Annotated in this window: 14 protein-coding genes and 2 pseudogenes; 5 read left to right on the top strand and 11 right to left on the bottom strand. The window is 57.5% G+C overall.

Annotation, left to right across the window (positions count from 1 at the left end; genetic code table 11):
- Window positions 1-116 precede the first annotated feature (116 nt).
- Window positions 117-1,361, bottom strand: coding sequence for a cystathionine beta-lyase (gene metC / locus ACSKB8_RS01745; RefSeq protein WP_438102079.1), 1,245 nt, complete (start codon window positions 1,359-1,361; stop codon window positions 117-119).
- Window positions 1,362-2,305: 944 nt separating this feature from the next.
- On the opposite strand from metC, the gene ACSKB8_RS01750 reads away from it, so the two are divergent.
- From ACSKB8_RS01750 to ACSKB8_RS01760, 3 genes are read left to right on the top strand one after another with little or no spacing between them, the layout of a single operon-like run.
- Window positions 2,306-3,397 (top strand): pyridoxal phosphate-dependent aminotransferase, encoded by a 1,092-nt coding sequence (locus ACSKB8_RS01750; RefSeq protein ID WP_438110333.1) that lies wholly within the window; start codon window positions 2,306-2,308, stop codon window positions 3,395-3,397.
- A 45-nt stretch (window positions 3,398-3,442) separates the two neighbouring features.
- The gene (locus ACSKB8_RS01755; RefSeq protein ID WP_438102081.1) at window positions 3,443-4,168 is read left to right on the top strand and encodes an LLM class flavin-dependent oxidoreductase; all 726 of its coding nucleotides are present in this window, start codon (window positions 3,443-3,445) and stop codon (window positions 4,166-4,168) included.
- The gene (locus tag ACSKB8_RS01760) at window positions 4,146-4,424 is read left to right on the top strand and encodes a hypothetical protein (RefSeq protein WP_438102083.1); all 279 of its coding nucleotides are present in this window, start codon (window positions 4,146-4,148) and stop codon (window positions 4,422-4,424) included. The genes ACSKB8_RS01755 and ACSKB8_RS01760 overlap by 23 nt, the downstream gene beginning before the upstream one ends.
- Before the next feature lie 582 nt (window positions 4,425-5,006).
- Here the strand turns inward: ACSKB8_RS01760 and ACSKB8_RS01765 are convergent.
- Window positions 5,007-7,541, bottom strand: coding sequence for a Ulp1 family isopeptidase (locus ACSKB8_RS01765; protein WP_438102085.1), 2,535 nt, complete (start codon window positions 7,539-7,541; stop codon window positions 5,007-5,009).
- A 681-nt stretch (window positions 7,542-8,222) separates the two neighbouring features.
- Here ACSKB8_RS01765 and ACSKB8_RS01770 point away from each other — a divergent pair.
- Window positions 8,223-8,426: pseudogene (locus tag ACSKB8_RS01770) on the top strand (IS256 family transposase); the annotation flags it as partial.
- 866 nt (window positions 8,427-9,292) lie between these two features.
- Here the strand turns inward: ACSKB8_RS01770 and ACSKB8_RS01775 are convergent.
- The 3 genes from ACSKB8_RS01775 to trpD all read right to left on the bottom strand — a co-directional run bounded on the left by ACSKB8_RS01775 (window position 9,293) and on the right by trpD (window position 11,777).
- Window positions 9,293-9,793, bottom strand: a complete 501-nt coding sequence (locus ACSKB8_RS01775; RefSeq protein WP_438102087.1) for a flavin reductase family protein — start codon at window positions 9,791-9,793, stop codon at window positions 9,293-9,295.
- A 161-nt stretch (window positions 9,794-9,954) separates the two neighbouring features.
- Window positions 9,955-10,755, bottom strand: a complete 801-nt coding sequence (gene trpC / locus ACSKB8_RS01780; RefSeq protein WP_438102088.1) for an indole-3-glycerol phosphate synthase TrpC — start codon at window positions 10,753-10,755, stop codon at window positions 9,955-9,957.
- A gap of 5 nt (window positions 10,756-10,760) precedes the next feature.
- A complete protein-coding gene (gene trpD / locus ACSKB8_RS01785) occupies window positions 10,761-11,777 on the bottom strand; it encodes an anthranilate phosphoribosyltransferase (RefSeq protein ID WP_438102089.1) in 1,017 nt (338 codons plus the stop codon).
- A 2,322-nt stretch (window positions 11,778-14,099) separates the two neighbouring features.
- Between trpD and ACSKB8_RS01790 the strand changes: the two genes are divergently transcribed.
- Window positions 14,100-14,366, top strand: a complete 267-nt coding sequence (locus tag ACSKB8_RS01790) for a hypothetical protein (RefSeq protein ID WP_438102091.1) — start codon at window positions 14,100-14,102, stop codon at window positions 14,364-14,366.
- A gap of 506 nt (window positions 14,367-14,872) precedes the next feature.
- Here the strand turns inward: ACSKB8_RS01790 and ACSKB8_RS01795 are convergent.
- The 6 genes and pseudogenes from ACSKB8_RS01795 to ACSKB8_RS01820 all read right to left on the bottom strand — a co-directional run bounded on the left by ACSKB8_RS01795 (window position 14,873) and on the right by ACSKB8_RS01820 (window position 21,316).
- Window positions 14,873-15,211: an H-NS histone family protein gene (locus ACSKB8_RS01795; RefSeq protein WP_438102093.1), complete on the bottom strand. Its 339-nt coding sequence runs from the start codon at window positions 15,209-15,211 to the stop codon at window positions 14,873-14,875.
- 195 nt (window positions 15,212-15,406) lie between these two features.
- Complete coding sequence (locus ACSKB8_RS01800) at window positions 15,407-16,066, bottom strand: FkbM family methyltransferase (RefSeq protein ID WP_438102095.1); 660 nt, start codon at window positions 16,064-16,066, stop codon at window positions 15,407-15,409.
- Between the two features lie 250 nt (window positions 16,067-16,316).
- Entirely contained in the window at window positions 16,317-16,757 is a 441-nt protein-coding gene (locus tag ACSKB8_RS01805; protein ID WP_438102097.1) for a response regulator, read from the bottom strand.
- Between the two features lie 651 nt (window positions 16,758-17,408).
- Entirely contained in the window at window positions 17,409-17,825 is a 417-nt protein-coding gene (locus ACSKB8_RS01810; RefSeq protein WP_438110335.1) for a DUF7694 domain-containing protein, read from the bottom strand.
- Window positions 17,826-19,128: 1,303 nt separating this feature from the next.
- Window positions 19,129-20,445, bottom strand: coding sequence for a dicarboxylate/amino acid:cation symporter (locus ACSKB8_RS01815; protein ID WP_438102098.1), 1,317 nt, complete (start codon window positions 20,443-20,445; stop codon window positions 19,129-19,131).
- 9 nt (window positions 20,446-20,454) lie between these two features.
- A pseudogene (locus tag ACSKB8_RS01820) lies at window positions 20,455-21,316 on the bottom strand (electron transfer flavoprotein subunit beta/FixA family protein).
- Window positions 21,317-22,086 lie beyond the last annotated feature (770 nt).

The following is a 22,086-nucleotide window of genomic DNA, read 5'->3' on the forward strand; positions in this document are numbered from 1 at the left end:
CGTCCTATCGCGCGCAATGCGCATTCCACCTCGTGTACCACGTATACCAGCGGGGAGGGGCCGCTGAACGATCGTTAGCGCAGCGGCCTCGAGCCGTCAGGTTCAAAACACGAACACTAGCTGACTATTTGACATTGACTGACGACCTCGCTCGTTTCCGGAGGAACGATGCTGTCAGCTGCAGCTTCGCAGGCGGCGTTCAGTGCCCCATGCATGTCCGCGATCAGCTCGGTCGGACTTTCCATGCCCGCGTGTATGCGAAGCAGCGGTCCTGGAAGCTGAAGCGAGCCTTCCATCCGTTTCGGAGGCTCGACGAGCAACGCGAGACTTTCGTACCCGCCCCAGGACAGACCAATCCCAAAGAGACGCAGGCTGCTGAAGAGAACCGAAAGTTGCGGCCGTGACATAGGCTTCAGAACAATTCCGAAGAGTCCACTGGCGCCCAGAAAATCTCTCTTCCAAATGAGATGGCCGGGATCGTTGGGAAGGGCTGGGTGCAACACCCTGTCGACGGCTGGATGGGTTTGCAGATTCTGCGCCAGGATAAGGCCATTTTCCCAATGGCACTTCATGCGCAAACCTAGAGTACGAAGTCCACGTAGGGCCAGATAAATATCGTCTGGTCCGCCAATTTCGCCAAAATGATGCGCAGTTGACTTCAGGCCGTGCCATGCCGCTTCGTTAGCAGTGGCAACGCCAAGCAACGCATCGGAATGACCAACGATATACTTCGTCGCTGCCTGGATCGAAATGTCGACCCCGTGCTCGAACGGTTTGAAATACAGAGGTGTCGCCCACGTATTGTCCATGATCACAAGTACGTCCGAGCGATGTGCAATCGCCGCGAGCGCTGGCACATCTTGAACTTCGAACGTCATAGACGATGGCGATTCCAAATAGATGGCGCGTGTATTTGCATTGATCTTCGCGGCCAATTCTGACGGCTCGGTTGGACAGAAATACTCCACCTTGATTTGCAGCCTCGCGAGAACATTTTCCGCGAAGGCTCTCACAGGCGCATAAACGCCGTCGCTGATCAGAACCGCGTCGCCCGCCTTCAGACACGCTAGCAGAGAGTGAGTACAAGCCGATTGTCCTGATGGGAAGAGAATTGAACGATAGCCGCCCTCTAACTTACAGATCGCGGCCTCCAGCGCACGCGACAGTGGCGTGCCGAAGCGACCGTAGCTCGGATTGTCTTTGTTCCGGATGTCCCATTCCTCTAAGGTCTCCGATACGATCGTAGATCCGCGGTAGATTGGCACATTAGCCATCCCAGCATGTTCTGCCGGCGCACGACCAAGGTGACAAAGGAGAGTTTCCGTGTCTCTTACGTCGCTTTTATCTTCCAGAGCCTTCATGACAATTTCTCTTCCATCGCATTCCTTCCCGCTCGCGCCATGTTGCCGCGCTGTGAGCCACCTGCCTGCTTCGGCTGCATTGCTGGTGCAACAACAATGCCAATCTCGAGCAATGCGACTGCGATCTCATTTGTGAATCCACTTGAGATGCTGGATTCAATGCGACTTTGAGCCTCGCTGACATTTGCCAGCGGATGATCCGCTGCACGACTTGTCACAATTATTTATGGCTTGGCAATTCAGCTCACTCATATCGAGATCGGCTCTCGTTGTAGGGAGTGAGACATTTTCCGATCATGATCGAAAGCTCTTGAAACGAACGTAAGGTCAAGTTGTAAACTACCAAAACTAGGGAGGCATCGGGGCCTCCGATAGCTGGCGAACGAGGATTGTGAATGTCTCAAACGCAAATGTTTGTGCCGCGACCAACCGTCACTCCCTCTGATCACCTCCAGCAAAATGCCTGCAAGCACCTGCGTGTGCCTGCTAGAGCGCAACCGCATTGCCCCTCCATTGGAGGCTCGACCAGGCCTCCGACGGACATTCGTGCGCGCAACCGTTGTCGAACAGTTCTGGCCAGAGTCTGTGCCGACAGCTTACCGCGCGGTATCGCTGAGGTTTACAAACTCAGCAATGACTATTCACGGCAGTTAAACAACACCCTAGTTGGGACCCCTTCTCTGCTTGATCATGGGGGAGCGCACATCCGACTGGTGCGCTCTTCGCAAATACACGATCCGACTTACGCAAGTTTCGGTTTCGCATTTCGCTTCATGCAACTGTAAGGATCGGTCTCTAAAAACGGGTGAAGCTCCGCGCCGGCCGGCTGTGGAGAGACATGGTCGGCCTGCTGACGCACCAGCTCATGCGCCAAGTACCAGAGTATTCACCCAGATAGGACCATAGCCATGCTCAAAACCCATGCTTTTCGACGGAGCGACCACATGTCAGACGCAAGGCTGCTAAGCGCACTCTCATCCCTTTCGCACGTGGCAAAACAGTTAGACGTTCCGCCACCCGCTCTCCCCGCGCTTGACGCAAATTGCGTCAAACTCAACATGAATGAGAATCGATTTCCATTGCCCGCAGTTGTCAAGGAAAGCGCAATTGCCGCCTTTGAGCGGCACTATTTGTATCCGGAAGATGACAATGTCGGCTTAAGAGAGGCCGCCGCCTGTGCTTACGGCCTTTCCGCCGATCAGGTGATCGCTGGGAACGGATCGTCCGAACTTCTCGGCCTTATCTACAAAGCGTTCCTCGCTCCAGGCGACGCCGTAGCGATGATGTCGCCCGGATTTTCGTTCAACCGCAAGCTCGCCATGTTGCACGAGGCCCAGTTTCTGGAGATTGGGTGGGGTGAGGATCATTCCTTGCCAACGCACGAACTGCTTTTCGGCCCCGCCCGAGCGGCCAAGTTTGTTGTGCTAGCCAATCCGAATAATCCGACGGGAACGTTTGTTCCGATCGCTGATGTCGAAAGGCTCGTAGCACAATCTGATCGGCTGATCGTCCTTGACGAAGCGTATGCCGACTTCGCGCCGGACAATGGACTACGGCTCGTCAACCGCTATTCAAATGTTCTGCTATTGCGCACGTTCTCAAAAAGTTATGCCGCCGCGGGCCTCCGCATCGGCTTCGGCTTCGGTCACCCCGAGCTGATCGGCAGGCTTCGTACCATGCAGAACCTCTTCAACATGAATGTGATTGGCTATGCGGTCGGCATGAGCATCATTGAGCATCGAGCCGCATTCGACGACAACCATCAACATATCATGCTTGAACGGGAGCGAACGAGCGTCGAGCTATCAAAACTCGGGTTTACCGTCTTGCCTTCCCACGCCAACTTCCTGCTAGCCCGCGTGCCCGAAGGCCACGACGGCGCCTGGTGGCAAGCCGCACTCCGGAGGCAGAACGTGCTTGTGGCATTTTTCCCAGAAAGCGATCTTGAGAATTTCATACGCATTACCATCGGTACAGCAGCGCAAATGGATGCGTTTCTTTCAACCGTCAGTGATATTTTTTCCTCGTCAAACTGACTCCAAGCCAATGGCTATGCTGCTTCCACTACATGAGGTGATCGAGTGACAAGTACTTTCCCTTCAAAACTAGCGTTCGGCATCTTCGATCACCTGGACGCGAACGGTCATGACGTAGCCCAACAATACAACGATCGCCTCCTACTTGCTGAGGCATGCGATCGCCTGGGATTCTATGCGTACCATCTAGCAGAGCACCACTGCACTCCGCATGGGAGAAGCCCCGTACCGAATCTGTTCTTGTCGAGCGTCGCACAGCGCACGACACGTCTTCGCGTCGGCCCAATGGTCATGCTGCTTAGCCTTCATCACCCGCTGCGAGCGTTTGAAGAGGCATGTATGCTGGACCAGTTGAGCGGCGGACGACTCGAGCTTGGCATCGGACGCGGCTCACTTCCAGTGGAATTGGGCTATTTCGGGGTCAGTGCCGACGCGGCACCAGGGCGTTATGCAGAGGCCAGTGAAATCCTTGTTAAAGCCATGCGAGGCGGCTCGGTCTGCTACGAGGGGGACCACTTCCGGTTGGATGACGTTCCATTGACGCTAACACCTCATCAGCGACCGCACCCCCCGACATGGATCGCCGTAAATCAACCTGGCTCGGCAAGCTGGGCCGCTGAGATTGGCGCGAACATCGCAAGCATCGGACCTGCATCGTCTGTTCGAAGGGTTACTGATGCGTACCGCTCACGTCGAGAGCTGAGGTTCAGACGCGAATGCCAAATCGCCATTTCTTGGCTTGCTCCGCATGGTTGTGGCCGGCAGCTCTGAAGCAGACGCTTATGCACTCGCTGCGCCGGCTTACGATCATTGGCTCAAGAGCTTCAAGTTCCTTTATGAGCGCAACAACATCCCCACTCCGCCGAACCTCCCCCTGACCTTCGATGCAGCAATCGAGAGCGAGTTGTGCGTTGCCGGGACGGCCGCTTCGATTCGACGCACTCTTCTTAATCATCTTGAAGAGGCGGGCGCCAATTACCTTCTTTGTCAGCTCGCATTTGGGGACCTCTCTCGGATGCTTCATTGAACACGGCGACCATCATTCGGTCGGAAGTCGCCGCGGGAGTTGGTTGAACATGACGGTCCGCTGTACAAGCCTCGTCACGCGCAACGTCAAACGCTGGCGGGATGTCCGTATGCCTTGCAATAGTCGCCGCTGGCATGTTCGAGGCCGACAAGAGCCTCCACGATAGAAGGCGCCATAAGCGGTTGTCGCTCCTGCGTGCGACGCTTCAAGGCTCGCCACGATCGCATGACGATCATCGCGGTTGTCTACGTCACGAGGGCGGCGCAACATTCATTCTGGCAACGTCGGCCCGACGTTCAACAGCTATTCTGACATCCCCTATCTAGCATGCACACTTACTTGTTCCTTGTGGCGCAGGGCTCATCAAGTTAACGCACGTACAGCGCACTCAGAAAAAAAATACAACCGTAGTGCTAAGCCGGTTTTGGAGTGCCTGCCGATCAGCGACGAGTTTGTTGAGGTGCAACGGCTCGTGTTCGGGTCGCTCTCCTTGCGCCAATCGTAGGACCAGCGCTCTCGTACCGTCCACGACAAAGACGCCGCAATCGTAGCTGTTCTGCTGCTGCGCCATGTCAGCTGGCTTTAAGCTGAAGCCAAGCCGTTCTCCGAGCTTTGCTGCGCGCTTGTCGTTGATCCCCGGACGGAGTCGTAGTGATAGGCGACCGGCCGTTGCCTGTCCCTGCGATCGACGAACAGCAGCGACCAATGATTACCGCGCTGGTTAAGACGGTCGGCATCGTTCATTGGCAGAAATAGGAAGTCGGCTGTATCATTACCATTCCGATCGATGAGGAGCTGGAGTGTGCGTCGCGCGTCGCTATCGGTGGCCGCCAAGCGAAGCTGATAATGGGCAACCATGGGATCCACGAGCTGCGTCCGGGCGGCCAGACCCGGATGGTTCGACTGCAACCACTGCTCCAGCAGCTCGTAATCCCTATGGATATGCTCATCGCCCAGCCATTGCGTGTCCTCAAGCACCAGCCCACGGTCCCGGGACAAGGCTGTCGGATCCAGAGCCGCGCTCTGAGCATCCGAAGAGATGGTCGGAAACGGCCGCACAGAATTAACCTCATCGCTTATCCCAGACGGCGTGGGCGTAGTCAGATCAACCAAAGAGAGACCGCGGTAGATGCCGGTTGGAGTCCGGCCGGAGAGCGCGGGCGCAAAGTGAGCATCATCGCGCAGCTCGGACGGCGTCGGCGCATTCAGATCAACAAATGACGCAAGCCCGCCGTAGGTATCTGAGCGACTTCTGGCAGAGGGCGCTGGCCCAAAGTGGGCATCATCGCGCAACTCGGACGGCGTCGGCGGGTTCAGATCAACAAATGACGCAAGCCCGCCGTAGGTGTCTGAACGAGCACTGGCAGAGGGCGCGGGCGCAAAGTGAGCATCATCGCGCAGCTCGGACGGCGTCGGCGCATTCAGATCGACAAGTGACGCAAGTCCGCCGTAGGCGTCTGAATGAGCACTGGCAGAGGGCGCGGGCGCAAAGTGAGCATCATCGCGCAGCTCGGACGGCGTCGGCGCATTCAGATCAACAAATGACGCAAGCCCGCCGTAGGTATCTGAACGAGCTCTGGCACAGGGCGCGGGCGCAAAGTGAGCATCATCGCGCAGCTCGGACGGCGTCGGCGCATTCAGATCAACAAATGACGCAAGCCCGCCGTAGGTATCTGAGCGACTTCTGGCAGGGGGCGCGGGCGCAAAGTGAGCATCATCGCGCAGCTCGGACGGCGTCGGCGCATTCAGATCGACAAGTGACGCAAGTCCGCCGTAGGTGTCTGAACGAGCACTGGCAGAGGGCGCGGGCGCAAAGTGAGCATCATCGCGCAGCTCGGACGGCGTCGGCGCATTCAGATCAACAAGTGACGCAAGTCCGCCGTAGGCGTCTGAATGAGCACTGGCAGAGGGCGCGGGCGCAAAGTGAGCATCATCGCGCAGCTCGGACGGCGTCGGCGCATTCAGATCAACAAATGACGCAAGCCCGCCGTAGGTATCTGAACGAGCTCTGGCACAGGGCGCGGGCGCAAAGTGAGCATCATCGCGCAACTCGGACAGCGTCGGCGCATTCAGATCAACGAATGGCGCAAGATCGCCGTAGATGTCTGAGGCAGCCCTAGCAGCTGATGGCGACGCGCGTTCTCGCATCTCCAGTCGTAACAGGGCCCAAGCTCCCTGGCTCGCGGTGGTTCGGGTTGCGGGAAGCGACTGCGGCGGGCTGGGCCGCACAGCGCATAACCCGGCTGGCAAAGCCGACTGCTCACGGGCTTGCAGCCCAACGGCTTGGTTCGCCTCGACGAGTTTTAAGTAGCTCCGAAGATGCGACAAATCGGGACTATGTAATCTGCGTCCAGCCAGTTGGAACGCTTCCACATCGTTGTGCAGCGTTAACTGCTCCTTGCTAGAGCTGTTAAGTCGGCCAGCTATGCTCTGCTTGCCACCTTCTTTAAGCCACGCACTCAGGGCACGAAGACGTCCAGCCCGCTTCTGCGCAGCTTGCCTTAGCTCCGCAGTCGGAGTTTTAAGATCTTTCAAGGCTTGGCCAAGCGCACCATCGATCAGGGCGGCGTCTTCGGGATGGGGAGCCAGGTAACGAGGGCGACCAATGCCACGGCGTTCGAGTCCTTCGGCTTCTTCACACCCGGGCAAGACCGCCCTGAGATCATTCAGCGCCGATTTAAGCCGTTTCTGAGGATCCCGCCCCAGTCTCCTGTACACCGAAATTTCATCATCTAGTGGACCGCCTCGCAACCGAGAAGCCAAAGTGCCCTTATTGTTAGCTTGGAGCCACCGAGCAAAATTCCTAAATCCGGAAAGAGAGTTACTGATGGCGCCTGAGGTAACCTCGCGTTCCTCGGCCTTAACCCGGAACTTTGCCAAGAGATCCGCGTCTTCGGCAGGGAGGTCCTCCGTCATCTGCTCTAAAGACGGGAGGCTTCCGGGCGCAACCTTGTTCAGCTGTCCAACTACAGCAGGGCGCCCACCATCCCTGAGATAGTCCTGCACATCAGCGACAAAAGAACCATGGCCAGGAGAATCAGGGTTAAACCGGCCGGATATCGGGCTCCGATTTTCTTCGCGCAGCCAGCGGCTCAAATGGTGCAGATCACCTACCATTCTCTTGACGGTCCTCTCGTGCGTCTTCGCATTAAGGGCCGCTTTCTTGAAGGTGGCAACAAGCCTCTTGTCCTCGGCAAAGGGCTCGGAGCGGTCGCGCTTGGCGCCTACGCGGACCTCCGCCGGCTGCTGTCCTCTACTGTTCGGCCGTGGGCCCGGTCCGCGCGCCGCCGCCTCCGCGCCACCCAACGGGACGCACCCGGGGCCGCTCCGGATCTCTCCGCCGTGCTGCTCAGACGAAGTGTGTTGCAATTGGCCGAAAATGCTGCTCAAAGCTCGCTTGCAGACTTGCGTCGGCGGCCCGTTGCTCTAGCGGCAAATCCGTATTCTGCTCCGGGAAGCCTAGCACAAACGGGTTCAACTGCTGATGATTGAACCGCGAACGATCCATACCGATCTCTATTCCAAAATATAAGCTGCGGAGTGCCCTGACGTTTCGTCTGCTACCCCAAGCGACGATCACCATCCGCATCGGACTTTGTACTAGGTAAACGAGCTTACGAGAGGCTGACCAGTCAGCACGAAAGGGTTTCCTCCAGTTCCATACGCCGGCTTGGCTCGGTGAGGAGGAGAGGTCCGTGGACCGCGATGTTCCTGTTTCTGTTGGATTTCTGAGGGGGTCGAGGTTGCAACCCTGAGCCGGTAGGTTCGGGGTGCTGATTGCAAAAGCAGACCAATGCCCTGACGAGAGATGACATAGTGGCTGCTTGGCCAGCAACCGGGGCTGTGAGGAAGGCTAGGCGGAAATGGAGAGTTTCGTTCGGTTTTGTCTTGCAGCAGGGACGAAAGCATTCCGCACCATCGATGGAGGCGGACGTAACGGCTGCCTGCGGGCCGCGCGGAGATCGCGAGGCGGCCACCGCTGGGGCCGAACGCCTTCATCGAGCCAATTGCCGTGCTGATCGCGACTCCAAACTCCTTGGCCGCTTGATTGCCGGACACCCCACCCCTGATCGCGGCCACGACACGCTTCCAAAGGTCAAAGAATAACGTTTTCCGATCCATGCTGATCTCTGTCCAGATGGTGAACCAGAAACGCACTGATTTGCCGAATCTTGAGGTCCTGTGAGATCACGTGGCAGGCGCGAGCCGTGCTCTCTCGCGCGTGCGATCTCGTAAGCAGGAAACGCTTAAATCGTCCCAGCACCAAAGGGATTTGGATCCCATTTGCAGGTGAGATGCTAGAGTAGCACACAACGGCAACGGCGCCCTGCACTGGCGAAGTACGCGCGTTCTTGGACTTCGGCTCTCGAACATGGGCATCCCCGAGAACCAGCGATGGCGGTGCTTGCGATAGTGTTGTTTGGGAGAGGTAAGACTTGGCTCGGAATGTTAAAGATCGTGATCTGTGCCGGGTCTGAAGACCGAGCCGAGATGAGAAGTGTTAAGCACACGCATACGCGAACGGCTCGCGCGGGAAGTGGAGGCTCTCCGTTTAGATGCCGCTTTCGCGGTCTACTCGGACCGCAATTGCGTGAGGTCGATCCAGGCGCGTTCGCGGGCACCAGCGATCATCTGCCCACAAGCCACGCCCACGCGCGGTCGTCCAGCGGGCGATCAGGCAGTTGGGCCCCCATTGTCTTTGTCAGCGACGGTGATTGCTCCCCGCCCCCCGGCCGGACGCTGCGCGTACCTCTCAAGGCGCGCTTGAACTCACAACTATCGAGCGGCTCCGCAGATGGGCGCCGCTCTCGCGCAAGCAATGTCCGGCAATCGCTTCATCACTGTGTAGAACGCCCGCAGAACAGCGCTCAGTCTGATGGTAATGCTCGAAGTTCGCCACGACAGTTGATGAGCGGATTGCCGTCGCCTGGATACACCGCAATCGTTCGACCGACAAATATTCCATGCGTGCCAATGACCTGATGGTGGTGTAGAACGCATTCGAGAGCGCAGATTGCGCCTTGCAATAAAGGTACATCGAGACTTCCCTGGTCCCAGGGACCCGTGTCGAACCGCTGGACTCCTTTGGAGCCATCCCGGCCGGCGAACCGCAGAGCGATGTCCTGATGATCAATAGCAAGGAGGCTCACGCCAAACCTGCCGTTCGCAAGTATCGCATCATGTGTCCCGGAACTGAGATTAATACCAACCAGCAAACAGGGGGGTTCTATGCATATCGAGGTAATGGAACTCACCGTTAACCCACGCCGTTCAAGCGCCGTTCCTGTCGCCACGATGGCAACGCCGCTGGCCAGATTTCGCATTGCCTGGCGAAACTCGGCTGCCTCGATTGATTGAATCTCACTCATTAGGCAAGACAACCAAGGAACAGCATCCTACCTGTAGGCAAAGTGCAAGTTCGCGCCTTAACTCTGTGCAGACATTGTCTTGCTTGAGTCTCTCGGCGCGCTTGCCGTATCGACGGGCTTGAGACTTTGCGTGTCATTGATGCGCCCCACATGGCTCCAGCTTAGTTTTTTGAAAGCAGCGCGCGAGTTGCTGCCGTGAGGTCGGGCTGCCGCATTAGACTCTCGCCCACAAGGAAGGTTGCGATACCAGCTCGTGAGAGCCGCTCGAGGTCAGTGAACTCACAAATTCCGCTTTCGCTGACGATGAGTCGATCCTGCGGGATGAGTGATGCCAGCGCTTCACTTGTCTTCAGATTTGTCACAAACGTGCGCAGGTTGCGGTTATTGATGCCGATCATCTGCGAGCGTAGTTTTAGGGCGCGATCGAGTTCGGAGCGATCATGGATCTCGATCAACACGTCCATACCGTATGCTAAGGCGGCAGCCTCGAGGTCGTGGGCCGCCCCGTCGTCCAGCGCGGCCATAATCAATAGAATGCAGTCGGCACCACGGGCGCGAGCCTCGACCACCTGGTAAGTGTCGAAAATGAAATCCTTGCGCAAGACTGGTAGGTTTGTGGCGGCGCGCGCCGTCTCCATAAAATCGAGGTCACCCATGAAAGACGGTTTGTCCGTTAAGACTGAAAGGCAAGCCGCACCCCCTGCTTCATACGACCTGGCGAGTGATGGCGGGTGGAAGTTGGTGCGGATGAGCCCCTTTGAGGGCGACGCTCTCTTAATTTCAGCGATCAGGGCATAGCCACCCGACGCGTGCTTTTTGCGGATTGTGCTTAGAAAGCCTCGCGGAGATGGCGCGCACTTTGCGCGCGCGTCGAGTTCGGCACGCGAAAGCGCGCGCCTTGCCGCTGCAATTTCTTCACGCTTATACGTTTCAATTCTCGTCAGAATGTCGGGGTCAGTCATCTTGTCTATTCGGCGTTGGAGATTGCGACCAGATGCTTCAGGCGCGCTGCGGCGGCACCACTGTCAAGTGACTCCTGCCCGATAGCGACCCCTTGCTTCAAAGTTGTGGCCCGACCGGCCAGTATAAAGGCCCCTGCTGCATTCAAGAGAGCGACATCGCGATATGGACCTGGCACGCCCTCGAGTACGTTTCGTAGTGCAATCGCGTTAGTGTGGGGGTCCCCACCCCTCAGTTCCTCCTTTCCGTAACGGGGGAGCCCGGCTTCTTCCGGCGTCACCTCGAAGCTGCGAATCTGACCCTTGTCGAGGGCGCTGACAAAGGTAGGGCCGGTGAGCGTCATCTCGTCGAGCCCATCGCAGCCATGCACCACCCACGCCGATTCCGCGCCGAGCCTCATGCAGACTTCCGCTAAAGGCTGCACCCATTTGCGCGAAAACACGCCAATCATCTGCCGCTTTACCCCCGCAGGATTGCAGAGCGGTCCGACGAGATTAAAGATTGTGCGGGTCGCGAGCTCGACCCGCGTTGCGCTCACGCTTTTCAGTGCCGGATGGTGGTCCGGCGCAAACATGAACCCGATGCCGGCATCCCGAATGCAGCGAGCGACGCCTTCTGGCTTCAAGTCGATCTTCACGCCCAGCGATGTCAGTACATCGGCCGAGCCCGAGCGTGACGAGAGCGCGCGGTTGCCATGCTTGGCGACAGGAATGCCAGCGCCCGCGATAATAAAAGAAGTACATGTCGAGACGTTAACTGACCCCAGACCGTCGCCGCCCGTGCCCGCAATGTCGATCGAGTCGGCGGGCGCATTGACCCGCAGCATTTTGCCGCGCATCGCGGAAGCCGCGCCGGTGATTTCTTCAACCGTCTCGCCGCGCACCCTCAGCGCCAGCAGCAATCCGCCTATCTGCGAGGGCGTCGCCTGGCCCGACATCATAATGTCGAAGGCCAAGGCCATTTCCTGGTGGTCCAATGGGACGCCGCTGGCGACTTTGCCCATGATCAATTTGAGATCCATCACGTGCTCTTGAGCCTGTCGGAGTTGTTATTAGTAGCGCTTACGGAATTAAGCGGCGCGCTTATGCGCGACGTGGAAGACTGACGTTTGGCTCCGCTACAGCCTTCCGTCTGTCCGGCGCCACTTCTGGCCTCCACAAAGGCCGCGCCAATGACTGTTTGGCAACATCCAGTGAAGCGCGGGCCAACTGTAAGATGCTTCAGATCGCGTTTCCGGCACGCCCGCCACCCTCATTTCAGCATTCACGCGCGCGATGAGCCTAGCTGCGCCATTCGCGCGCACCAGTCGCTTTGCCTCACGATCGATCTTTAAAGCTTACAACTTGACACTGCGGCAGGTTCAAGCCATTTCGGCGAACGAGTTCGACGCCCACACACTCACAAACGTAAGCAGACGGGCGCCAACGCCGGCGTGCACGAGCTTAGCAAGCATTTGCTACACTATTCAGCCTCGACGCCATTCCGCCCCGCAATGAGCCTCGCGTACCGGACATTTGTCAGTATCTGCGCCGCGACTATTCCTTCGGGATGGTCACGTCAGCGACTGGCGGCGTAAAGAAACAGTGCTGCACTTCTCATGAGAGGAGAATATTCGCTCCCGGCCAGGATTTTGGATGGAACTACCTAGCGTGGCTCAGCTTAGACTCGTTCGGAATGGAAATCACCGAAAGTGAAGAATGCTTAGGAACCGATCTCGTCGATGGTGCAAAGAAGACGACAGACGCCTTCTCGATCTCGCTTCGAAAAACGAACCGCCGAAGAGAATTTCTATCCTGCTCGAGCGGAGCGAGCCCGCGGTCGCTCTGCGGCTCAAGAAGTTGCGATCGACAGCTTCCAGGTGCCAGCCTTGGCCCGAAGAGTTCGCCTGATTTGACTGCCGCGCGTAGCGGCGAGGTCAATCAGGTGAGATAAAGCGACGAGTAGTATTCGTCACAATCCGCCTCCTCTGGTGCGCGCTCCATTCCTTGTAAGACTTCTGGCGAGCTTCATTCCCTTCGCCCGCATCACGGCTCATGCGGGGACCATCGCGGCGGATATGGCCTTTCGAAACAGCCACCGAGGAGCGGACGATCATCATTCTGGCTGGTCAATTGAGCTGCAACGCGTGCGACGGAATTGAGACACTCCGCCTGCCCAAAGACCAGTGTTAGTGCGGCACATTTCGCTCACGGCAGGGCGATGGCAATTGCCGATGCCCTGACGGTGCATCCTTAAGACGGCAGGCATTCAGAAGAAACCCGCGCCGGTGCACTCGGCGGGGGCTCTGAAAGTCGATCACGCGAGGCTCGCGAACGAGGCGTCGCATCAAGGACCCGCACTCATTGGCCGCTCTGACCACTGGCTGTCTGCACCAGCGCCTTTACGTTCATGATCCGTATGGTCGACAAGATGTGCATCGCTTGCCGAAAGCGACACATCCGCGTTATTCGATGAACCGCAAACTACGCGCGCCTTCCCACTATCGGCCCTTCCCACTAGTCAGTCGGCCTCAGCTCCAATCTCCGTTAGCATGACGCATCAAAACGCTCTGCGCTTAGACAATTCCGTCGGACGTTCAGTAATGCGCGATGTTGGCCGAAGGTGAGCCATGTGCAAACGATACCGCTCACGCCTCGTCCGAGAACGCCATGCATGGGCAGCGTACCCAGCTGCCAAACCCACGAACAAAATCGGAAGAACTAGAAACAGCGTCATTGAGAAGCCTCTCTTTCTAAAGCAATCGCGCCTTTCGAAAAGGACAGCGAGGACATCATGAAACGTCCCTTTTGTTGTTTGTGTCGACACTACTTTGCGATTCTACAACTTGACGCAGGGTCCGGTTCAAGCCCCCGGAGGCTCTCGCCTTGAATATTATGCTGCTGCATTAGCGGCGGCCGATATGCTTCACTCAAGACCTGATCGCCTGAGACGTACTGATGATGTTCGACTGAGTTAGCGTAGCTGCCCAAATCGGAGGGATCAGCTCATTTGCACCACCTTGCTGGCCTGAAAACGAATCAGCTGCGCGGTGAGCTAGCCTTCCTGCTCGTGGAACATCCCATTCCGCCGCTCGTTCCTCGCCCAGCTTCGCTTTTGTGATGGCGCTGAGAGAGCGGATCTTTCCGTAGAGGCCAGATCAATTCCGCCACGGATTAATTATGATAGCCGCCCAAAGCGCCGGGCTGCGTCGAACCTTTGACCACGCCTGCAGCATGCTGCGCGTGGACGCAACAGCAGAGGCGACGGTTGATCGCGATCGGTCGCTTGCAGCTTGACGTGGGGCTTACTGATCCTACAGAAGTCGTAGACGGATACTCCTCGCAACTGCGATCCCAGGGCTGCGAAAATGAAGGTGAAAGAGCTTATTGAACTTCTATCAAGATGCGAGCAGGATGCTGATGTCGTCATCCCGGATTCGTTTTCACCGCGCGGGGCATTCGCTCTGGTGAAAGCCGTCCAGACGGGGTGGACCTATAATCCGCAGCTTGCGATCGATGATATGTCCTTTTGGATCGACGGGGTCGACCATGTTGAGCCGCCGCGCGGTAGCTATATAGCCCGTGGCGTCAGGTTGCTTGGTCCAAAATGTGGACCTGCACTCGCAATCCAATAGATCCACAGAAGCGGCTAACCTCGTTGAGGTAGCCGGCTTTAAGCCATTGCTTGCCTTCCATCGCCCTTAACGACGTTGTGGCGCGACTTAGCAGCCTTTTCTTTGCCGCTCGAGCGCTTTGGGCCGCGAACGCAAACAGATGTGCAATAAGACGGACCAGATCTCTTAGTCAGCGAATGATGCGTGGCACGTTGCTCCGGTGGCTAGCCGATCATTACTCCTCCATTGGAAGATCTTCGGGCCCCGAACAGGCGATGCCGATTGCGTTTATGGAGGAGATTTGTCGAAAGGTCTCTAAACTAAAACCATCGAGCCCTCGCGCGGACAGCGTTGGACGCTCATGTTTGGCTACTGGTGGCCCGGAAGGTGCGGACGCGGAGAGAAGGCACTGACGAGGCTATCGAGCGCCACACGCGTGAAGAGACCCGTAATTGGTCAGAGCCAATAGCTCGAAACAAGAAACAACGATGGTCGCATAAGTCAAATCAGCATTGCTGGCCGGCCTGTCAGGCTTTGTGGCGATGCTTACGCGCAGATCGGTCAATGAGGAACTCATCCAACTTTCGGCCGGCACGAAGTTGCGGGTCGAGCCAGCTGGGCAATTTACCACGCCCTGACCAGGTTTGTGCCGGGTTCTTTGGATTTCGATACTTCGGCCGCACAGGCGGGTAGGGCCGACGCTCAGGGGCGGGCCGTATGGGTTTGTCGACCGCTCCGAGGGTTCGCAGCCGCTCATCGAGTCTGACCTTTTCCGCTGTAATCCGTTGTGTTAGAGCGGCGGACACCTTCTCGTGGAGATTCCACAACTCGTCGACACTCATGGACTTCAGGTCATTCATTTTCATTGCGATCTGCCAGCGCGAGAACTTTCATCAACCAAATAGTCTCGCGCGAATTCATCCGCAAGCGCTATCGCCAGTGAGCGAAACGAATAACCACTTTAAGAAGCATCTGCTTGCCCTGACGCCCTGACCAGAATCGCGCTGTCGCATCACGCAGCCGCGTGATGCGACAGCTGGCCGCAAAGAAGGCGGAGACCGCTAACAGCCCGTATTCCTAAGCAATACATCACCCTCCACTTCGCGGGAAAAGACCCTTACCACTTCGAATGAAGGTAGGAGGTCCAGAATGGCGTGCAGGGTCAGCTGCCCTTCATAAAGCTCGCGGTCGCTATACTCCGTGTAGATGAACCGCGTATTGCTTAAGGTCCGCCTGCCGCCAGTGATGACATCCGACTCCGCCCCCTGGACATCCATCCAGATCAAGTCAACCTTGCTTATATCCGCCTCACTCGCCCAGTCATCCAACCTTCGCGTTTCAACGGAGATTGGTTGATCAAATCGAACCCACTCATACTCAGCAAGGTGGTTCTTTGGCCGGCGTATTGAACCGGAGAGGTCCCATTCGCGCACCTCTCCATCTGCATTGCTGGGGTGGAATTCAATCTGTCCATTGCGATCGCTGATGGCGATCTCAAACAGCCTCACGTTGTTGAGATCCGGTTGCATGTTCTTTTTAAAGCGGGCCAGCGCACGGGGATCCGGCTCAAAACAATAGAACAGCGCCTCGGGGCACAGCTCGAGAAACCGTTTCGTATCAGTTCCATCGTTACAGCCTATATCTAAGATAACAGGGCTTGGATTTCCCAGAAGGGAAACAAGCTGCTGGTGTACATCTAAAGATGAGGTCGATTCTAACATGCGCTGTGGTCCTCGTGCGCGAATTGCGTTATCGCCGCCGGTACACTCTTTCTGAACAATGACCTCATTTCACTGAACCTCTCCTCTACTTAAGGCACGTGCGTTTCTTGCCGTGCGATTGTCAGCCAACGCGCTGGCGCTCTTCGTTCGATCGTCTTTCAATGCGCTGGAAAAGCGGAATCGTTAGGCCAAACGATTTGAGTTTCGGCGTGGTTGACATCCTTATCCCGTTCGCGGCCCAGGAGCGGGCTCAACCGGTGCCCGCACCACGGGATCTCGAAGCTGGCATGCCCATATTAACGGGCGCCCTCGAAGCGTCATTCGGTTTGAGTGTCGATTTGATGCACGCGAGCAGTTCGCTATTGTTGAGCGGCTTACGCAGGAAATGCGACACGCCGGCTTGCATCGCGCCCACACGGCTGTCGTCGTCTGGGGCAGCCACAAGTAGAATGGTGGGAATTACTTTTCCGAATGCGATGAGCTGCTCGTATAGTTCGTGCCCACTTGCGGTCGGTAACTCCATGTCCGCAATCAAACACGACGTGCTGATGTAGCCTTTTGAGCTCAGGAATTCATCGGCACTCTGGAAGAGCTCTGGCACGCAGCCGGCGGAGATGAGCAGGTTCAATAGTGGTTCTTGAACCGATCCATCGTCGCACACGACGGAGACGACATCGAGCTTGTGGGCCATTCGGACGAGATCTAGGAGTGACCTCGTTTGCACTTTCGGCACGATCTGACCGCACGGCACTCGATCCTTCTGAAGCAGCATTTAGACACCTGCAATCGACAGTTCTCGACTTCGCCGCGAGGCTAGGACGGGAGCACCGGAAGGTTCAATCGAACGGAAGTAGGTGGCAGAAGTCGAATTGGTTGGGACATCTATACGAAGGTTTGCTGACGGCGGTCGACCAGGCGCCTCTGGCAAGTTTTTGCGTGAGCCGCCGAGAAGACGTCGCCTTGATGGGCGACCGCCCTCGATGCTCGCGGCGAACCTGAGAATTCTTCTCGGTGCCATCCTGATATACCTGAATTCGTCTTTGAAGTGTTTTTCTTATCCGCCGTTCTCGGTAGCTCGTAAAATCGATTGTATCGATAGAACATATCCGAACAGTGGATGGGTCCGCATCATGGGCAAAAGTGGGCGATGACTACGAGCACGGACCGCGAGCGCGAACGATTACGGATCCATGTCGCAGTTCTTGAGAACCGCGAAATGGATCGAGGTAACCGTCAGTGCTTTCTGCCCACGGACCGCCGTGCGGCGCACCTCCTTTACGGGAAGATGCGCCTCAATTCTTGATCGCGCCCTCTCCCTCAAGACAGGTCCAACGGGTCGGGGTCATCCGACCCGTATTTGTGCAGCGAGCCTAGCCGCTTCGGATGGACCAATCCCGACTATGCCGACGAGCCCCGAGGGTGGCGTTGGGATTTCCTGACTAGTCGGCCTCCAGAGATGCAGACAGTATCGGTTGTTATTCACGTATTCGGAGCGGGGCGGATGAAGCTGCATCACGCACTCTTCCTCATCCCAAAATAGATCCTTGACGAAGCACATCTCTTGCCAATTCGGACAGCGCCGCGGTATCGAAACGGAGACGTGTTCCCAACCCGGGTGGAGCAGTCCAATAATCTTGAGTTCACAGCCGCACGGCCCCTGCACAATGAAGAGACCGCAAGGGCCTGATCCCGGTGCACTGGCGAATTGTCCATATCGTACACGACCGTCCTCGAGCTGGTCCCCTATTTGTGCTCGCATGCTACCTCCTTTGCCGCGCAGATACACTGTTCTGGCGTAGATCACGTTCTGCCCAGGCCTTCGCCTTCAGACGAGCACTGCCGAACAATGCTGTTACGTCCCTTCTAATGTGATGATCTGTAAGCGGATGTGGCAGGGAGCCTTTCCTGGGATGACGCCGTGCAACTTTCCTGACTGACGAGACCATTCTGCTTCCTGATCCGTTCACTCTAAGCATCAATGTGATGCGTCATTATTCCGCGCGTTCAGCTCTGCTCTGGCGTGCCTCGTCCTGATTTGGACCAAGGCGCCATCGCGTCCACACTGGGTAGATACGCCCCAGATGCAACGACAGGGAGCGCCACGCACCACTTCTGTTGGCTTGTTCGATCGATCGATTTGAACGCGCCGATCTCGCTTCGGGGTTCCCAGGCACCAGAACCAACGCGCTAGTTCACCGATAGCGACCAGCGGCGACCTTGACCTCGAGCTCCGTTGTCGTTCGCTGCAATGCTTCGAGCATCCGGGCCGAACGAAACGGTCGCGCCGCGTTCGCCCTCAAAGGCTCCTTCCGCCATTGGCGGCCACGTGCGGGCGCTTCGATACGAACGCTGCGACCATAGCGATCCTGATCTCGCTTGTGCCCTTCATCGCGCATTGATTTGAACGCTCTTTACACGTGTTTGATCCCCCGCGAGGCCGCCAACTCTCTCCGAGCGCCGACGACATCGACCCGCGTGTCGCCGTGAGGTCGATCTCGATTGTCTGCAGTCCTACAACCTGACGTAACGTCAGATTCAAGCCCACGCCAAACCCTTATGCACGACCGGCCATCCCACCAGCTTGGTGAATCCCACGCTTACTCATCAACACACGGTAGCGGCTGCGGAGATGCCAGATACAAGAGCAGGTCTGGCGCGACTTCAAACCGCCAAGCATTTGACCAGCAGTTCCAATTCGGCCACGACATCGCTAAGACATGGCGCGAGCTAAGAAAGGGGACGGCTCATGCAAGCGTGGCGGACGGTCGCCGGAGCAAATCAACTCAGTCGGCCCCGGTGGAGGGTTGCGCACCTTGCACCTGAATAGTGTCGCCTCCAGATACCCCTTGGGCTCCATCGCGAGCTAGCGCCGATGTCCATGAGCTTAAGAAATCGGCTACGTCCGGCTCTCCTAGTATCTAGATATCGAAATCCGCTGGCTTCTTGGCTTGGCAGCGACATTCGAATCTGTAGGTTACCCTCCGGTCATGCCTAGGTCATCAGCCCCCGGATTGCCGCCACGTGCCGATTCGGCTATCCCAATGTCCGGTGCGTAACGCCCCCTAGTCTATCCTGATTTGCTGATGCTCGTGGGATCGATTTTGGCAGACGCGCCCATTGAGCTTCTTCCGGTCGAGCTCGCCCTCCCACCAGGCGACGATCACGCAGGCGACGCCGTTACCGCAGAGATTGGTTAGTGCGCGGCATTCACTCATGAATTTGTCGATGCCGAGCACGATCGCCATACCCGGCACGAGCCGCGGATCGACCACCGCGAGCGTCGCGGCGAGCGTGATGAAGCCTGCGCCCGTGATGCCGGAGGCGCCTTTTGAGGTCAGCATCGCCACCACCAGGATCGTCAGTTGCTGGCCCAAGGTGAGATCGAAGCCAAGCGCCTGCGCAATGAAGAGCGTCGCCAACGTCATGTAGATGTTGGTGCCATCGAGGTTAAACGAGTAGCCGGTGGGCACCACGAGACCGACCACCGATTTGGAGCAGCCGAGGCGTTCCAGCTTTACCATCAAGGATGGCAGCGCGCTTTCCGACGACGAGGTGCCGAGCACGATCAATAGCTCATCCTTGATGTAGGCCAGGAAGCGAAAGATCGAGAAGCCGGCGAATCGCGCGATGGTGCCGAGCACAATGAACACGAACAATGCGGCTGTGACGTAGAACGTCGCGATCAGCCCGAGCAGGTTGAGGATCGCGCCGGTACCAAACTTGCCAATCGTGTAGGCCATCGCGCCGAACGCCCCGATCGGCGCTGCCCGCATCACGATCGAGATGACGCCGAACACAGCATGGGCCGCATCGTCGATGAAGTTGCGGATCGCGTGGCCGCGCTCGCCGAGGCCCATGATGGCGAATCCGAACAGCACCGAGAACAGCAGCACTTGCAGGATCTCGCCTTGTGCAAAGGCCCCGACAACGGTGTCGGGGATGATGTGCAGAATGAGGTCGACGGTCTTCTGCCCCTCGGCCTGCTTGGCGTAGTGGGCGACCGCATTCGCGCTCGCCGCCGCACTGCCAAAGCCGGCACCCGGCTTGACCAGATTGCCGACGATGAGCCCGATCAGGAGTGCGAAGGTCGATACAATCTCGAAATAGACCAGCGCCTTCACGCCGATGCGACCAACCTTCTTTGCGTCCTGGATATGGGCAATGCCGGAGACCACGGTACAGAAGATGATCGGGGCGATCACCATCTTAATCAGCTTGATGAAGCCGTCGCCCATTGCCTTGACCCAGTCGTTGGTGGCGACCGAGGGCCATAGCCAGCCGACGATGGTGCCCAGCACAATGGCGATCAGCACCTGTACGTACAGACTCTTGTACCAAGGCTTCATGGGACGCACCACGACGCGAAAACCGAAAGACATTTCAACGGATCATCGCTCCAACCCCACATCGGAAGAGCGCGCCAGGGCTGCAAGGTCAGTTTCAAGCTTCGGCCGGTGCTTGAAAATTGCGTCGATCAATGCCGACACAGGTTGGTCGGCCCCCTCGACGAGCATCGCCTTCTCCGCGCGCTTGGAGGGGGCGAAAACGCGCTTGACGATAGTCGGCGAGCCCTTAAGACCACATTTCGAGATATCTGCAATACCGGCATCATGTGCATTCCATTTTACGATGTCAGTACGCGCCGCGCGCAGCGCATCCACCATTCCACCTCGCCGGATCTCATTTGTCGCCTCGAGCATGGTGATGAGACATGGAAGCTTTGTACGCAGCACCTGTACGCCGCCTTCCGAACGTCGCTCCACCTCGATTGCGCGGGCCGCCAGATCCAGGCTCGTGATTCCGGCGACGTAGGTGAGCTGAACCACGCCAAGCCGCTTGGCAATACCAGGCCCAACCTGCGCAGTGTCGCCATCGATCGTCTGCTTGCCAGCGAATATGAGGTCTGGCGGGCCGTACTCTTGTCCGATCTTACGAATGGCCGCCGCCAGCGCGTAAGTCGTTGCCAGCGTATCAGCGCCTGCGAAAACACGATCGGTGAGCAATACAGCGCGATCTGCGCCGAAGGTCAGCGCTTTTCGCAGCGAGTCCTCGGCGGCTGGAGGGCCCATGGTGAGAACAGTGATCTCGCCGCCAATCTTGTCGCGCAGCTCCATGGCTGCCTCGAGCGCAAACAAATCGTAAGGATTGACGATTGTCGGTACGCCCTGACGCATAATGGTGTTCGTTACGGGATGGACGCGAATCTGCCGCGGAATCCGGAACCTGCTTTATGCAGACGACGTTGTGCATCGGCTATCTCTCCAATAGCTGTAGGGAATTTGGACTGACGAAACGGCAGATCTCACACCGCGAGACAGGCATCCAGCACCAGAGGATGGTGTGAGTGGATTGGCGTTGTCTCACTGTGGGCGACGTTTTGTGGCTGCAACGCAACAATGCCGACGATGCGCCTCAGATACGACAATGGCCTTCGCATGTTTAGGCCCGCATGCGACAAGCGATACTGCGACTGCGGTTGGTCCAGGCGTTCCATACGACTATCCCTTCGGACGGCCTTCAATATTGGGCCGTCTCAAGTTTTTGAATTGCCGCCAGGCCGATGCAAGTCTGGCTCAGAGAGCGAAACAGGGCGGGCCTGACGCACGAGCGGGGGCGCGCCGGCCCGCCCCCACATCACCAGGCTGGGTGGCGATGCGACGCTGAACAAAGCAAGTGGCGTGCCGCAACTGAGAGCGCTGCATTCACAAGCAATTCGAACGAGAATTCTCGAAGGGACAGCTTTTATGAACAAAAACCCATCCGAACTGTCACTAACGCAACAATGCCCGTCGCCTCCGACGTAGGCTTGGCAACGGCGTGCCGCCACGGCAACCCACTGCGCGTAGTTTTTCATCAGAAATGTTTGCGAGTTCGGAAATCAACGCGCGTGGCGGCGGCCGTGCAATTCGAGCTCAGTCAAAACGTGAATTCCGAGCTGCTTCGCGAGGCGGTGGGCTCGGACTGCGCAGCAATCCGAGCCCATAGCCTCAGCAATCCAAAAAGCGCGGTTGTTCGGCTAC

This window comes from Bradyrhizobium sp. BR 1432, from assembly GCF_051547705.1.
GTDB lineage: Bacteria > Pseudomonadota > Alphaproteobacteria > Rhizobiales > Xanthobacteraceae > Bradyrhizobium > Bradyrhizobium zhanjiangense.

Excerpts from the sequence above, each read along its gene's own strand:
- ACSKB8_RS01790 (WP_438102091.1), top strand. The coding sequence starts at position 14,100 with ATGAAGGTGAAAGAGCTTATTGAACTTCTATCAAGATGCGAGCAGGAT.
- ACSKB8_RS01750 (WP_438110333.1), top strand. The coding sequence starts at position 2,306 with ATGTCAGACGCAAGGCTGCTAAGCGCACTCTCATCCCTTTCGCACGTG.
- metC (WP_438102079.1), bottom strand. The coding sequence starts at position 1,361 with ATGAAGGCTCTGGAAGATAAAAGCGACGTAAGAGACACGGAAACTCTC.
- ACSKB8_RS01775 (WP_438102087.1), bottom strand. The coding sequence starts at position 9,793 with ATGAGTGAGATTCAATCAATCGAGGCAGCCGAGTTTCGCCAGGCAATG.
- ACSKB8_RS01800 (WP_438102095.1), bottom strand. The coding sequence starts at position 16,066 with ATGTTAGAATCGACCTCATCTTTAGATGTACACCAGCAGCTTGTTTCC.
- ACSKB8_RS01805 (WP_438102097.1), bottom strand. The coding sequence starts at position 16,757 with ATGGCCCACAAGCTCGATGTCGTCTCCGTCGTGTGCGACGATGGATCG.
- ACSKB8_RS01810 (WP_438110335.1), bottom strand. The coding sequence starts at position 17,825 with ATGCGAGCACAAATAGGGGACCAGCTCGAGGACGGTCGTGTACGATAT.
- ACSKB8_RS01760 (WP_438102083.1), top strand. The coding sequence starts at position 4,146 with ATGGTTGTGGCCGGCAGCTCTGAAGCAGACGCTTATGCACTCGCTGCG.
- ACSKB8_RS01765 (WP_438102085.1), bottom strand. The coding sequence starts at position 7,541 with ATGGTAGGTGATCTGCACCATTTGAGCCGCTGGCTGCGCGAAGAAAAT.
- ACSKB8_RS01815 (WP_438102098.1), bottom strand. The coding sequence starts at position 20,445 with ATGTCTTTCGGTTTTCGCGTCGTGGTGCGTCCCATGAAGCCTTGGTAC.
- trpC (WP_438102088.1), bottom strand. The coding sequence starts at position 10,755 with ATGACTGACCCCGACATTCTGACGAGAATTGAAACGTATAAGCGTGAA.
- ACSKB8_RS01795 (WP_438102093.1), bottom strand. The coding sequence starts at position 15,211 with ATGAAAATGAATGACCTGAAGTCCATGAGTGTCGACGAGTTGTGGAAT.